Source organism: Streptomyces sp. NPDC051664 (assembly GCF_044453545.1).
GTDB lineage: Bacteria > Actinomycetota > Actinomycetes > Streptomycetales > Streptomycetaceae > Streptomyces.
This window is the reverse complement of the sequence record NZ_JBITCU010000011.1, coordinates 134,923-148,963: the sequence shown is the minus strand read 5'-3', so window position 1 is coordinate 148,963 and position 14,041 is coordinate 134,923. Positions and strand designations below refer to the sequence as shown.

Below are 14,041 nucleotides of genomic sequence, written 5' to 3'. Positions count from 1 at the left end.
CATGGCTCGCGTATCCCAGGCACACCTCGACGCCCGCCGCCGGCAGATCCTCGACGGCGCCGCACGCTGCTTCGCGCGGAAGGGCTTCCACGGCACCTCCATGCAGGATGTACTGCACGAGGTCGGGCTCTCGGCGGGTGCGGTCTACCGCTACTTCAGCGGCAAGGATGATCTGATCGCGGCCATCGCCGGAGAGGCGGTCGGCAGTGTCCGGCAGGCGTTCGAGGAGGCGGCCCGGGTCAGCCCGCCACCCGCCCCCGATGTGCTGATCGGCCGTGTGACGCGGACGCTCTTCAGTGGTGAAAGCCGCGGGATGGACCGACGGGCCTACGCCGGGCTGATCGTGCAGGTGTGGTCCGAGACCCTGCGCAGCGAGCGGCTGGCCGCCACCCTCGGCGAGGCGTACGGGGGGCTGCGGCTGGCCTGGGCCGAGCTGGTCGAGGTCTACCGCGAGGCCGGCGTTCTCTCCGCCGACGTGCCGTCCGATCATGTGGCCCGCACCCTGATCGCCACCGCCCAGGGGTTTATCGTCCAGCTGGCGATGTTCGGGGATGCCGCGCCCGAGGTGCTGGAGAACGGCCTGCGCGGCCTGATGTCCATGGACCTGCAAAAGATCAGTTAACGCGCCGGAAAAACTTCCGCCCTAACGTGCAATACCTCGGTGTGAGACACCGGTTCTGAGTTCAACAGTCTGTTGAGCGCAGTTAATGTCTCGCTGCGCCCAGCACCGGTACTGGGCGGAAGACTGTGAGGTGGAAACGTTGCAACTGACCCCGCATGAGCAAGAACGCCTGCTCATCCATGTGGCCGCCGACGTGGCGGAGAAGCGTCGGGCGCGTGGACTGCGACTCAACCACCCCGAGGCGGTGGCGCTGATCACTGCGCACCTGCTGGAGGGCGCCCGCGACGGCCGTACGGTCTCCGAACTGATGGCGTCCGGGCGGAAGGTACTCACCCGCGACGACGTCATGGACGGGATCCCCGAGATGATCCACGATGTCCAGGTCGAGGCCACCTTCCCGGACGGCACCAAGCTGGTCACCGTCCATGATCCGATCGTCTGACGGGGCGCCGCTGATGATCCCCGGAGAGATCCTCCACGCGGACGGGCCCGTGCTGCTCAACCCGGGCCGCCCGGTCACCCGCCTCACGGTCCTCAACGCCGCCGACCGGCCCGTCCAGGTCGGCTCTCACTACCACTTCGCCGAGGCCAATCCCGGCCTCGAATTCGACCGTCCGGCCGCCCACGGCCTGAGGCTGAACATCGCCGCCGGGACCGCGGTCCGCTTCGAGCCCGGCATCCCCGTCGACATCGAACTCGTGCCCCTCGCCGGACGGCGCATCGTCCCGGGCCTGCGCGGCGAAACCGGAGGTGCCCTCGATGGCTGAGCTCAACCGCGCCGTGTACGCCGATCTGTTCGGGCCGACCACCGGCGACCGCGTCCGGCTCGCCGACACCGATCTGCTCGTCGAGATCGAGGAGGATCGCTCCGGTGGCCCCGGACTCGCGGGCGACGAGGCGGTGTTCGGCGGTGGAAAGGTGATCCGCGAATCGATGGGCCAGGCGCGCACCACCCGGGCTGAAGGGGCTCCCGACACCGTCATCACAGGCGCCGTCATCATCGACCACTGGGGCATCGTCAAGGCGGACATCGGCATCCGCGACGGCCGGATCGCCGGCATCGGCAAGGCCGGCAACCCGGACACGATGGACGGCGTTCACCCCGACCTCGTCATCGGCCCTGAGACCGAAATCATCGCGGGGAACGGCAAGCTCGTGACGGCGGGCGCCGTCGACGCACACGTCCACTTCATCTCGCCGACCATCGTCGACCAGGCGCTCTCCGCCGGTGTCACCACACTCGTCGGCGGCGGCACCGGCCCGGCCGAGGGTACGAAGGCCACCACGGTCACGCCGGGCGCCTGGCACCTCGCCCGGATGTTCGAGTCACTGGAGGCCTACCCCGTCAACATCGGACTGCTCGGCAAGGGCAATACGATGTCCGGCGACGCCCTGTGGGCCCAACTGCGTGGCGGAGCCCTCGGATTCAAGATCCATGAGGACTGGGGGGCCACCCCCGCCGTCATCGACGCCTGTCTGAATGTGTGCGAGGAGAGCGGCGCTCAGCTCGCCATCCACACGGACACCCTCAACGAGGCCGGCTTCGTGGGCGACACCCTCGCCGCGATCGCCGGGCGCTCCATCCACGCGTACCACACCGAAGGTGCCGGCGGCGGGCACGCGCCGGACATCATCACCGTGGTCTCGGAGCCGCACATCCTGCCCAGCTCCACCAACCCCACCCGGCCGCACACCGTCAACACGATCGAGGAGCACCTCGACATGCTGATGGTCTGCCACCACCTCAACCCGGCCGTCCCGGAGGACCTGGCGTTCGCCGAGTCGCGGATCCGGCCGTCCACCATCGCCGCCGAGGACATCCTCCACGACCTGGGGGCGATCTCGATCATCTCCTCCGACTCCCAGGCGATGGGCCGCGTCGGCGAGGTCGTCCTGCGCACCTGGCAGACCGCCCATGTGATGAAGAAACGCCGCGGTCCCCTGCCCGGCGACGGGCGGGCCGACAACCGCCGGGTACGTCGCTATGTCGCCAAGTACACCATCAACCCGGCCGTCGCCCAGGGGCTCGACCAGGAGATCGGTTCCGTCGAGACCGGCAAGCTCGCGGACCTGGTGCTCTGGGACCCGGCCTTCTTCGGCGTCAAGCCGCAGACGGTCATCAAGGGCGGACAGATCGCATACGCGCAGATGGGCGACGCCAACGCGTCCATCCCCACCCCGCAGCCGGTGATGCCCAGGCCGATGTTCGGCGCACTCGGCCGGGCGCCCGCCGCCAACTCGCTCAACTTCGTGGCGAGCGCGGCCATCGAGGACGGGCTGCCGGAACGCCTCGGACTCGGCAAACGCTTCGTGCCGATCACCAGCACCCGGGGGGTCACCAAGGCGGACATGCGGGAGAACGACGCGCTGCCGCGGGTCCAGGTCGACCCGGACAGCTTCGCCGTGACCATCGACGGCGAACCGGTCGAACCCGCGCCCGCCGCCGAACTCCCCATGGCCCAGCGCTACTTCCTCTTCTGAGACAGGCCATGTGATGAGTCGCGCAGCATTGCTCGTCCTCGCCGACGGCCGGTTCCCCGCCGGGGGGCACGCCCACTCCGGTGGCGCCGAACCGGCCGTCGAGGCAGGACGCATCCGTAACGCCGAGGACCTCGCCTCCTTCTGCCGGGGCCGCCTGCACACCACCGGACTCACCTCCGCCGCACTCGCCGCGGCGGCCGCCCACGGCCTCGACCCGCTCGCGCTCGACGAGGCGGCCGACGCCCGTACCCCGTCACCCGCACTGCGCGCGGTCGCGCGCAAACTCGGCCGTCAGCTGATGCGGGCCGCCCGTGCCACCTGGCCCAGCCCCGAACTCGCCGCACTCGCGGAGGCCCGGCCGCGCGGCGCCCACCAGCCCGTCGTGCTCGGCCTCACCGCACGCGCCGCGGGTCTCGGACCCGAGGACGCCGCGCACTGCATCGCATACGAAACGGTCAGCGGACCGGCCACCGCGGCGGTCCGGCTGCTCTCCCTGAACCCCTTCGAGGCCGCCGCCGTCCTCGCCCGCCTCGCGCCCGAACTCGACCGGGTCGCCGAACAGGCCGCCGCCGCCGTTCACCACGGCATCGACGCGCTGCCCGCCGCCTCCGCGCCTCTGCTCGACGTCACCGCCGAAGCACACGCCGCCTGGCCGGTCCGCCTGTTCGCCTCATAGGACCACCCGCACCACACCCCTCAGGAGCCGCACCCCATGCACCTCGACCACTCCCACGACGGCCCGGCCGCCATCAGCGCCGACGCCGCACGCGCCGACGGCACCCGTCGCGCCCTGCGCATCGGGCTCGGCGGCCCGGTCGGCTCCGGCAAGACGGCGACCGTCGCAGCGCTCTGCCGCACGCTGCGCGACCAGCTGTCCATCGCCGTCGTCACCAATGACATCTACACCCGCGAGGACGCCGCGTTCCTGCTGCGCAATGCCGTGCTGCCGCCCGAGCGCATCCAGGCCGTCGAGACCGGCGCCTGCCCGCACACCGCCATCCGCGACGACATCTCCGCCAACCTCGAAGCCGTCGAGGACCTGGAGGACACCGTCGGCCCGCTCGATCTGATCCTCGTCGAGTCCGGCGGCGACAACCTCACCGCCACTTTCTCCAAAGGCCTGGTCGACGCCCAGATCTTCGTCATCGATGTGGCGGGCGGTGACGACATCCCGCGCAAGGGCGGCCCCGGTGTCACCACCTCCGACCTCCTCGTGATCAACAAGACCGACCTCGCCCCCTACGTCGGCTCCGATCTGGACCGGATGGCCCGGGACGCCGCGGAGCAGCGCGGCACGCTCCCCGTCGCCCTCACCTCCCTCACCTCCGGCGAGGGCGTCAAGCCCGTCGCGGACTGGGTACGGGCGCAGCTCGCCGCCTGGACCGCATGAGCGTCCACGCGACCGCCCGGATCACCGCCGTCCCCGACGGCCGCGGCGCCACGGCTCTCCCCGTCCTCGAGAGCGACGGGCCGCTCGCTCTGCGCCGCACCAGGGCCACCGCCGCCCCGTGCGCCCGGGTCACCGTCGTCGGCGCGATGAGCGCACCGCTGGGCGGCGACCGGCTCGCCATCGAGGCGCGGGTCGAGGACGGCGCCCGGCTCACCGTGGACTCCGCGGCGGCGACCGTGGCGCTGCCCGGCCCCGGACCGGATGTTCAACCCGCCACATACGACATCGAGTTGAAAGTGGGCGAAGGGGCGGAGCTCAACTGGCTTCCGGAGCAGCTCATTTCGGCGTGCGGCAGCGAGCTGCGCATGACCACCAGGGCCGAACTCGCCGAGACCGCAAAGCTGGTGCTGCGGGAGGAACAGATCCTCGGACGCCACGGCGAGACCACCGGCACTCTCATCAGTCGCCTCACCGTCCACCGCGCCGGGCGCCCGCTTCTCGATCAGCAAGTGGCGTACGGACCGGGGGCACCCGGCGGCTGGGACGGTGGCGCCGTGCTCGGCGGACATCGCGCGGTCGGCCAGCTCCTCGTCGTGAATCCGGCATTCGACGACAAGTGCCCTGATACGAGGCTGCTGGGGCCGACCGCCGTTCTTACCCGGCTGGTCGGCCCGGCGGTACTGGTGACCGCCGTGGCCCCCGACGCACGACTGCTGCGCACCGTCCTCGACGGTGCGCTGGACGAGGTGCTGGCCGGCTGACGCGGTTGCGCACCGCTCAGCGGGACACGGGTGTCCGGTTATCGATTCGGTAAAGAAGTGCGTGTACGCCCTGTTCTCAGGAACCTCACAGGCGACAGGATCCGCGGGAGGTCTCGATGTGAACTGCGCTGCCGATCGCGGCGCTTCAGACAATGGGGGAGGTTCCACTTGAGACGCACAGCAGTGCTCGGCTCGGCCGGCACTCTGATCGCGGGCACGCTCATAGCTGGCGCGATAGCCGCACCGACGGCCACAGCAGACGGCCGCCACCACAGCGGTTCGGAGGCGCGCGGCGTCCAGATCGCCGCCGCACGTGCGGCCCACACCGGCATCGACTGGAAGGACTGCCCGGCCGACTGGGCCCTGTCCACTCCGATTCAGTGCGGCTGGGTGACCGTACCGCTCGACTACGCCAAGCCCCACGGCAAGCAGATCAAGCTCGCCGTCGACCGGCACGTCAGCACCGGTACGAAGGCGGAGCGGCAGGGCGCGCTGCTCTACAACCCGGGCGGCCCCGGCGGCTCCGGGCTGCGGTTCCCCACCCGGATCACCAGCAAGAACCCACTGTGGACGAAGGCCGCGAAGGCGTACGACTTCGTCGGCTTCGACCCTCGCGGTGTCGGCCACTCGGCGCCGATCTCCTGCGTCGACCCGCAGGAGTTCGTGAAGGCCCCGAAGGCCGACCCAGTACCCGACAGCGAGGCCGACAAGCGCGCCCAGCGCAAGCTCGCCGCCGAGTACGCGGACGGCTGCGCCGAGCGCAGCGGCGACATGCTGCCCCACATGACGACGCCGAACACCGCACGCGACCTGGATGTCATCCGCGCCGCGCTCGGTGAGAAGAAGCTCAACTTCCTGGGCGTCTCCTACGGCACCTACCTGGGGGCGGTCTACGGCACGCTGTTCCCGGACCACGTCCGGCGCATGATCGTCGACAGCGTGGTCAACCCGGCGAAGGACAACATCTGGTACGAGGCCAACCTCAACCAGGACATCGCCTTCCAGCAGCGCTGGGAGGACTGGACGGCGTGGGTGGCCAAGAACGACGCGGCCTTCCACATCGGCACCACGCCTGCCCAGGTCGAGCAGGAGTGGCTGAAGCTGCGCGCTTCGGCCAAGAAGAGCCCGATCGGCGGCGTCGTCGGACCCGCCGAACTCATCGGCTTCTTCCAGAACGCGCCGTACTACGACTCCACCTGGGTGCTCGTCGCCCAGACCTGGAGCGACTACCGGGCGGGCGACACCCAGGCACTGGTCGACGCCGCGGGCCCCGACATGTCGGATCTCGCGGGGAACGCCTCCTCGGAGAACGGCAACGCCGTATACACGGCTGTCGAGTGCGCGGACGCCAAGTGGCCCACCAGCTGGCAGAAGTGGGACCGCGACAACACCCGGTTGCACAAGGACTACCCGTTCATGACCTGGGCCAACGCCTGGATGAACCTGCCCTGTGCGACCTGGTCGGCCAAGCAGCAGACCCCGCTGGAGGTCAAGACCGGCAAGGGCCTGCCGCCGGTGCTGATCGTGCAGTCCACGCGTGACGCCGCCACTCCGTACGAGGGCGCCGTCGAGCTGCACAAGCGTTTCAAGGGCTCGCGTCTGATCACCGAGAAGGACGCCGGCTCGCACGGCGTCACGGGCCTGGTCAACCCCTGCATCAACGACCGGGTGGACAACTACCTGCTCACCGGGCAGACCGACCGGCAGGACGTGACGTGCGCCCCGCACGCCACCCCGAAGCCGTAAGCGGCTGAGTGACGGGGACGGGCGGCCGGAGGATCATCACCGGCCGCCCGTCTCCCCGTACGACCCCGCATGCCGACCCCGGCCCTACCGCGCCGGCCGCTCCCGGTCGTACCGCTCCAGCCAGGCGTCCTCCGCCTCGTAATTGAACAGGCCCTCGCCGTACGCCCGCAGCATCGCCGGGAAGGCGTCCCGCCAGTCCCGGCCGTCCAGCTGCCCGACGAGCCACTCGACCGTCTCCGGCAGCGACTCCACGTAGCCCGTCACCGGCCGGTAGTCGAGCTCCTTCCCGGCAGCCGTCATGTCGTACACGATGGGATGGGCACTGCTCCACGGCGTCTCGCCGACCCCGCCCACCGGCGGCGCTCCGTCCACCAGCACCGTCTCCGTCTCCCGGCCGAGCACCCCGTCGACGGCCGACGCGATCTCCGCGATCGTGGGCGCCTGAGGATCAGCCGCGTTGAGCACCCTCGACCCGGGCTGCCCGGCGGCGAGCCGGATCAGCTCGGCCACGTTGGACACGTGGACCGGATGGAAGCGGCTCGTGCCGTTGTACGCGAGCACCCGTCGTCCGCGCCCGTCCAGCAGCCGCTTCACGAAGTACAGCTCGCGCGGCGAGCGGCAGTGCGGGCCATGGATCGCACCGGCCCGCAGCAGCGTCACCGGCAGGGCGTCCCCCGCCGCCAGCAGGTCCCGCTCCAGCCGGATCTTCCTGGTCCCGTACGAGTCGTCCCCCGGCGCCACCGTGCGGTGTGTCTCCGGGATCGGCACCGGGTACCGCGGGGCCCCGTCGGGCTCGCCCTGGGTGTCGAAGCTGCGGCCGTGATCGTCCTCGTACACCGCGCCGCTGGAGATGACGACCGCCGAACCTATCCGGTCGGCGAGCCCGGTCAGCTGCCGGGCGTGCTGCTCGCCGTACGCCACCATGTCGACGAGTACGTCACAGCCGTCGCCCAGCGCCGCGCCCAGCGCCCCCTCCTCGTCCCGGTCGAGGGCCGTCGTCCGTACGCCGTCGGCCCATTGCTCGTCCCGCCCACCGCCGCACGAGGCCGCCGTCACCTCCCAGCCGTCCTCGACGAGCGCCCGCACCGCGGCCCGCCCGATCTGTCCCGTCGCTCCAAGAACCCATGCGTGCCCTTTGCTCATGGGAGGAACGCTAGGCGGAGGCGGCCCCGTCGGGCCATGCGAGTTCGCCGATCGCGGATACGCGGTCAGCGTCGCAGTCTCGGGAACTTCTTCGTCTGTTCGGCCTGCCCGGCCTTCACCTTGGCCGCGTACTCGTCGACGTACTCCTGACCGGAGAGTCCGAGGATCGCGTACATGATCTCGTCGGTGACCGCCCGGATCGCCGCCTTCTGATCCTCCATCCCGGCGTAGCGGGAGAAGTCCAACGGCTCACCGAAGCGGATGGTGACCCGCTTGATCCGGGGAACGACCTTGCCGGGAGGCTGGATCTCGAACGTACCGACCATCGCGCACGGCACCACCGGCACCTGCGCCTTGATCGCCATCACCGCGACGCCGACCTTGCCCTTGTAGAGCCGGCCGTCGTGCGAACGGGTCCCTTCCGGATAGATCCCGAGCAGCTCGCCCTTGTTCAGCACTCCGAGGCCTTCACGGATCGCGGCCTGCCCCGCATCCTTGCCGGACCGGTCCACCGGGATCTGCCCGGCGCTGTGGAAGAACGCGGCGGTCAGCCGCCCCTTCAGTCCCGGGCCGGTGAAGTACTCCGCCTTGGCAAGGAAGGTGATGCGCCGTTTGATGATCGCGGGCATCAGGAAATGGTCGGAGAACGACAGATGGTTGCCGGCGACGATCGCCGCGCCCTCCTCGGGAATGTGCTCCAGCCCCTCGATCCTGGGCCGGAACAGCAACCGCAGCAACGGCCCAAGAATGACGTATTTGAGCACGTAATAGAACACGGGGCGGCTCCTAGCTCTGCCGGATCAGCTCCAGGGATGCATTCTGCCAGGTCAGCGAAGATCTCAGGGAGGACAGCCTATGTGCAGCCGGCATGACATGTAACCGTCTTCGGGCGGGTCGATGCCGACCCTCTGCCGACCTCACGGACAAGGTGTCAGCTCGGAACCGCATGGGAGTCGGTGCGGGCCGGGGTCGGTCCGACGAAGGAGGTCCGGCCACGGCGCGTGACGTCGGGAAGCAGTCCCGGCGGGTCCGGATCCCGAGGTCACGGACGCCGCGCCCAGGAGATTGCGGCGCCGCTCGTCGGGGCCGGCCCGACCGTCGTGCCGCACGAGGACCGGGAGGCGACCAGCGGGATCATCGGCCGCCTGCCGTTGGCCCGTTCGGTCATCTCGTCCGAGACCGCGCCTGCCACCAGGGAGTCGCACTGAGCACGTGCGTGGCGCAGGATGTTCAAGTGCCCGATGTGGAAGAGATCGTAGGCGTCCGGCGCGTAGCCCACGCGATACGCCTTGCTGAATGGCACAGATGCCCCGCGATCGATGATGTCCCCCTGTGCGCACTCCTTTGCGGGGATGCGGCGGACTTTGACGATAGCGTCCATGCCCGGTGCAGGAAGGGTGAACAATTGGGGTGCGCCCTGGTTCACTGCCGAGCAGTGCGTGGGACCGGGGGGTCCCGCAAGGCGCGAACACACAGGGGAGGCCGCCGAGGCGGCCGGGGGGAAGGTTTCGTCGCGTGACACATACCCACGACGAGCGTCGTGACCGGAGCGGTACGGGGGTCGCCGGTCCGGCGGGGCCCGTTCCGGTGCAGCGCACCAACGAGCCGGACGTCGACGGACACACCGGCAAGGAGAGCGAAGTCGGGCCCTCCGGGCGCAGGTTGCTCCTGGTATCCACCAACTACGCGCCCGAGCACACCGGGATCGGCCCGTATGCCACCGGTATCGCCGAGCACTGGGCGCGCCGCGGCCACGACACCCATGTCCTCGCCGGGCTCCCGCACTACCCGTCCTGGCGCCTCGACCCCGCCTACCGCACGGTGTGGCGGGCCACCGAGCAGCGTGCCGGAGTCACCGTGCACCGTAGGCGGCACAGCGTCCCACCGCGCCAGAGCGCCCTGCGCAGGGCCCTGTTCGAGAGCTCGATACTCGCCCACGGCCTGGTCGCGCCGCCCCGCACCGGCCGCCTCGACGCCGTACTCGCCCAACTGCCCAGCCTCGCCGGGGGCGTGCTCGGAGTCCGCCTCGCCGCCCGGCACCGGGCACCGTACGTGCCGGTCGTGCAGGACCTCATGGGGGCCGCCGCCGCGCAGTCGGGCATCCAGGGAGGTGGCCGTGCCGCCGAGCTGGCCGAGCGCGCGGAGTCCTGGGTGCTGCGGCGTGCCACGCTGGTCGGCGTCATCCACGAGACGTTCGTCGAGCGGGTGCGGGCCATGGGTGTTGACCCCGGACGCATACGTCTGGTGCCCAACTGGTCGCACATACAGGCCCCTTCGGCGCCACGCGACCGTACCCGCGAGCGGCTCGGCTGGCGGCCGGAACAGACCGTGGTCCTGCACTCCGGGAACATGGGCCTCAAGCAGGGCCTGGAGGTGCTGGTGGACGCCGCCCGCCGCGACCCGGCCACCCGGATCGTCCTGATGGGCGACGGCAACCAGCGCGAGCACCTCGCCGCACTCGCCGAGGGGCTGCCCAACCTGGAGTTCCTTCCGTCGGTGGACGACGCCGACTTCCCGGACGTCCTGGCCGCCGCCGACGTCCTCGCCGTGACCCAGCGCGCCTCCGTCCTCGACATGAGCGTCCCCTCCAAGCTCACCTCCTACTTCGCGGCCGGCCGGCCGGTGGTCGCGTCGGTCGCTGCCGAAGGCGGTACGGCCCGCGAAGCGCTGCGATCCGGTGCCGGAATGCTTGTGGAACCGGAGAATCCTGATCAGTTCTTGTCAGCGGTGCGTAGACTCGCCCAAGATCCGGAAATGGCGGACGAGTTGGGCGCGGCGGGTCCGCGCCATGTAGCGGCCCATCTGTCACGGGAGGCGGGTCTCGCGCGCATCGACGCGCTGATCGACGAGGCAATGGGGGGACTTGGAAGGTGAACGAGACACACGTTCCCGTCCGGGGGGAGGACGAGCCGGAGCAGTTGCGTGAGCAGTTCCGCCAACTGCTGCGCTACCGGTGGCTGATAGGCGGCGGTGTCGGCATCGGTCTGCTGGCCGGCGCCTGGCTCGGCGTCACCGGCGCCGACAGCTACGCCGCTACCACCGACATCGTGCTCCGCGCCCCCACCAGCGACCCCTTCGCGCCGATGCTCTCCAGCGACAAGGCGCTCAACATGGGGTCCGAGCGACAGACGGCCCTCAGCCGCTCGGTCGCGCAAGGCGCCGCGAAGCGGCTCAGGATGAGCTCGGACGAGGTGGACCAGCTCCAGAGCGGGCTCCAGGTCACCAACCCGCCGCAGACCCTCGTGCTGCACTTCACGTACAACGCGTCCGATCCGAAGGAGGCGGCGCGCCGAGCCAACGCCCTCACCGCGTCGTACATCGACATGCGTAAGGACCAGTGGGAGTCCGTCCGCGACTCGATGCTCAAGAGCCTGCAGGACCAGCTCAATCCGGTCGCCAAGCAGAACGACGAGCTCTCCCGGCAGATCAAGCAGCTTCCCGACGGATCCGCCGCGGACTCCGCCTACGCGGTGCAGGCCAACCTGCTCAACCGCATCACCGACCTCCGCAGCAAGATCACCAGCCTGAAGGCGCTCGACATGACGCCCGGCAACGTGATCCGCAACGCCACGGTCCCCTCCTCGTCCGACGGGCCCGGCCTGCCGCTGTCGCTCGGCCTCGGCGGCCTCGTCGGCGTCGGTCTGGGCCTGCTCGGCGCCTGGGTGCGGCTCGTCTTCGACCCGGCGCCTCGCTCGGCCGGTGACGTCGCCCGCGCCGTCCGCGGTCCCGTCCTCGGCGCGCTGCCCCGCGGCTCGGCGGGAACCCTGGTGGTCGGCCACACCGACTCCCGGGCGGCCGAGGAGTACCGCTCGATCGCCTTCCGCCTCGCCTACGACGAGCGCTTCGCCGACCGGCGCCGACTACTCGTCGTCGCCCCGCGCGGCTCCATGGAGTCGAGTGTCGCCGTCGCGGTCAACCTCGCCGCCTCGTTCGCCGAGACCGGCAAGAACGTCCTGCTGGTGGAGGCCGACCTGCGCACCCCGTCGCTCTCCGAGCGGCTCGACGTGTCCGCCGCCTCCCGGCCCCGCTGGAGCCGTACCGGCGAGCACGCCGAGGGCGAGTGGCCGAGCCGAGGCCAACTCCTCGTCGACGCGGGCGAGTCGGGAGCCTTCGGGCTCGTCCCCGGCGAACGCGTGCGCAACGTACCGCGCGCGCTGACCTCCGCCCCGACCACCCGGCTGATCGCCGAGGCTGACGATCAGGACGCCACCGTCGTGGTCGTGGCCCCGCCCGTCCTCGCGTACGCCGACGCCCTCGCGCTCGTCGACCGGGTCGACGGCGTGCTCATCGTCTGCGACCCGCGGACCGTGCACCGCGCCGACCTGATGCGTATCCGCGAACTGATCGTCGGTGCCGGCGGTACCGTCCTCGGCGCGGTGACGCACACCGACTCCAAGAGGGTCCGGACGCCCGGCGCCCGCCGTGGCAGCCGACGCCGGGCGCCCAAGAGCCGGCCGGCCCCCACTCCCGAGTCGAGCAACACGCCTGAACCCGAGCGGCACTTCGACGGCGACGGCAGCGACACGGTCGCGCTGCGCGCCGTCCGCTCCGGGGACCGGTGACCGCCCCGGAGGAAGAGCCGCCGTCCGAGAAGCCGTCCGACCCGCCTCGCACCCCGCGGCGGTCGGCGGCCGCCCTCGCCTCGGTGCTCGACCAGGCGGCGTCCAGCCTCACCAACATCGCCGTGCTGGTGATCGCCGCCCGCGTCTCCACCGCGCACGGCTTCGCCTCCTTCTCGATGGTGTACCTCACCTTCACGGTGCTGCTCGGCCTCAACATGGCGTACGTCGGCCAGGCCGTCGTCCTCACCCGGGGCGACACCGTCGCCACCGGCGCCGCCTGCCGGTCCGCGATCGCCTTCACCTCCCTCGCCTCCACCGTCGTCGGGGTCCTGCTCGCCGCCGTCGGCGCGGTCACCGGCGCCGTCGCCGGCGACTGGGCCGGACCCGGCGGAGCCTTCCTCGCCCTCGGGCTCGTGCTGCCCCTGGTCCTCGTGCAGGACGGGCTGCGGTACGCGTTCTCCACCCTGCGGCGCCCCGGCCTGGCCCTGGCCGCCGACACCCTGCGTCTGGTGTGCGTGGTGCCGGCGCTACTGCTCCAGCCCCGGCACGCCGCGCCCGGACTCCTCGTGGCGGTGTGGGGCGTGTCGGCCGTCCCGGCGCTGCTGCTCGGCCTGAGCCTGCTGTGGCCCCATGTCCGCGGCGCGCGGGCGGACCTGCGGCCCTACCTGCGCCGGGGCCACCTCGGACAGCGCTTCGTCGTGGAGTTCGCCGTCGGCAACGCCTCCAGCCAGCTCGCCGTGCTCGGCCTCGGCCTGTTCGCCGCCCCGCTCGCGGTCGGTGCCCTGCGCGGCGCCACCACACTCTTCGGGCCGCTCAACGTCCTGTTCAACTCGGTCAACGCCTTCGGGCCGCCGCTGCTCAACCGGCTCGGCGGCCGACGTGCCACCACCCGCGCCGCCGCGCTGCTCGGACTCGTGCTCAGCGCCGTCGGCCTCGCCTGGGGGCTCGTGCTGTACGCCCTTCCCGACCACGTCGGACGCCAACTCCTCGGCGCCACCTGGCAGTCGGCCGCCGCTCTGTTGCCCGCCTCGGGCGCCCAGTACGCGGTGATGGGCCTCGGCACCTGCGCCCTCGTGACCCTGCGCGTGCTCAGGCCGCGCGCCACCCTGTCGGTGCAGGTGGTGTTCTCGCTGCTCTCGGTCGTCCTCATGCTCGCCGGATACCTGCTGACCGGCTCGGCGCTCGGAGCGGCCTGGGGTCTGGCCGCGGGCTCCGCACTGAAGGCGGTGGCGGCCTGGACCCGGGTCGCGCGCCTGCGGGCGGAGGAGACGACCCCGACGGCGGCGGTACCGGCGGTCCCGGCGAACTGAGCGTCGTCGCGTGGGGGAGCGGAGCG

At 71.2% G+C, this 14,041-nt stretch carries 13 protein-coding genes and 1 pseudogene; 11 read left to right on the top strand and 3 right to left on the bottom strand.

Features of this window, described 5'->3' with window-relative positions:
* The first annotated feature begins 1 nt into the window (after position 1).
* From ACIA8E_RS21825 to ACIA8E_RS21790, 8 genes are all read left to right on the top strand, one after another.
* Positions 2–622 carry a TetR/AcrR family transcriptional regulator gene (locus ACIA8E_RS21825; protein ID WP_399300707.1) on the top strand — a complete coding sequence of 207 codons (621 nt, stop codon included), beginning with the start codon at positions 2–4 and terminating at the stop codon, positions 620–622.
* A gap of 139 nt (positions 623–761) precedes the next feature.
* Entirely contained in the window at positions 762–1,064 is a 303-nt protein-coding gene (locus tag ACIA8E_RS21820) for an urease subunit gamma (protein ID WP_176902329.1), read from the top strand.
* Positions 1,065–1,077: 13 nt separating this feature from the next.
* Positions 1,078–1,389, top strand: a complete 312-nt coding sequence (locus tag ACIA8E_RS21815) for an urease subunit beta (RefSeq protein ID WP_399300942.1) — start codon at positions 1,078–1,080, stop codon at positions 1,387–1,389.
* Complete coding sequence (locus ACIA8E_RS21810; RefSeq protein WP_399300703.1) at positions 1,382–3,103, top strand: urease subunit alpha; 1,722 nt, start codon at positions 1,382–1,384, stop codon at positions 3,101–3,103. Before ACIA8E_RS21815 ends, ACIA8E_RS21810 begins: the two co-directional genes overlap by 8 nt.
* Positions 3,104–3,116: 13 nt before the next feature.
* Positions 3,117–3,779: an urease accessory protein UreF gene (locus ACIA8E_RS21805; RefSeq protein WP_399300700.1), complete on the top strand. Its 663-nt coding sequence runs from the start codon at positions 3,117–3,119 to the stop codon at positions 3,777–3,779.
* Positions 3,780–3,815: 36 nt separating this feature from the next.
* On the top strand, positions 3,816–4,493 hold the full coding sequence (ureG, locus tag ACIA8E_RS21800; RefSeq protein ID WP_399300697.1) for an urease accessory protein UreG: 678 nt from the start codon (positions 3,816–3,818) through the stop codon (positions 4,491–4,493).
* Positions 4,490–5,254 carry an urease accessory protein UreD gene (locus ACIA8E_RS21795; RefSeq protein ID WP_399300695.1) on the top strand — a complete coding sequence of 255 codons (765 nt, stop codon included), beginning with the start codon at positions 4,490–4,492 and terminating at the stop codon, positions 5,252–5,254. Before ureG ends, ACIA8E_RS21795 begins: the two co-directional genes overlap by 4 nt.
* Before the next feature lie 168 nt (positions 5,255–5,422).
* Positions 5,423–7,000: an alpha/beta hydrolase gene (locus ACIA8E_RS21790; protein WP_399300692.1), complete on the top strand. Its 1,578-nt coding sequence runs from the start codon at positions 5,423–5,425 to the stop codon at positions 6,998–7,000.
* An 84-nt stretch (positions 7,001–7,084) separates the two neighbouring features.
* On the opposite strand, the gene ACIA8E_RS21785 is transcribed toward ACIA8E_RS21790, so the two are convergent.
* The 3 genes and pseudogenes from ACIA8E_RS21785 to ACIA8E_RS21775 form a co-directional block, all read right to left on the bottom strand.
* Positions 7,085–8,143: an NAD-dependent epimerase/dehydratase family protein gene (locus ACIA8E_RS21785; RefSeq protein ID WP_399300689.1), complete on the bottom strand. Its 1,059-nt coding sequence runs from the start codon at positions 8,141–8,143 to the stop codon at positions 7,085–7,087.
* Between the two features lie 65 nt (positions 8,144–8,208).
* Positions 8,209–8,919, bottom strand: a complete 711-nt coding sequence (locus ACIA8E_RS21780) for a lysophospholipid acyltransferase family protein (RefSeq protein WP_399300686.1) — start codon at positions 8,917–8,919, stop codon at positions 8,209–8,211.
* A 350-nt stretch (positions 8,920–9,269) separates the two neighbouring features.
* Positions 9,270–9,446: pseudogene (locus ACIA8E_RS21775) on the bottom strand (adenylyltransferase/cytidyltransferase family protein); the annotation flags it as partial.
* 365 nt (positions 9,447–9,811) lie between these two features.
* Between ACIA8E_RS21775 and ACIA8E_RS21770 the strand changes: the two are divergent.
* From ACIA8E_RS21770 to ACIA8E_RS21760, 3 genes are read left to right on the top strand one after another with little or no spacing between them, the layout of a single operon-like run.
* Positions 9,812–11,017 carry a glycosyltransferase family 4 protein gene (locus tag ACIA8E_RS21770; protein WP_399300940.1) on the top strand — a complete coding sequence of 402 codons (1,206 nt, stop codon included), beginning with the start codon at positions 9,812–9,814 and terminating at the stop codon, positions 11,015–11,017.
* Positions 11,014–12,705, top strand: coding sequence for a lipopolysaccharide biosynthesis protein (locus ACIA8E_RS21765; protein WP_399300683.1), 1,692 nt, complete (start codon positions 11,014–11,016; stop codon positions 12,703–12,705). The genes ACIA8E_RS21770 and ACIA8E_RS21765 overlap by 4 nt, the downstream gene beginning before the upstream one ends.
* Complete coding sequence (locus ACIA8E_RS21760) at positions 12,702–14,015, top strand: hypothetical protein (RefSeq protein WP_399300680.1); 1,314 nt, start codon at positions 12,702–12,704, stop codon at positions 14,013–14,015. The genes ACIA8E_RS21765 and ACIA8E_RS21760 overlap by 4 nt, the downstream gene beginning before the upstream one ends.
* The last annotated feature ends 26 nt before the right edge of the window (positions 14,016–14,041 follow it).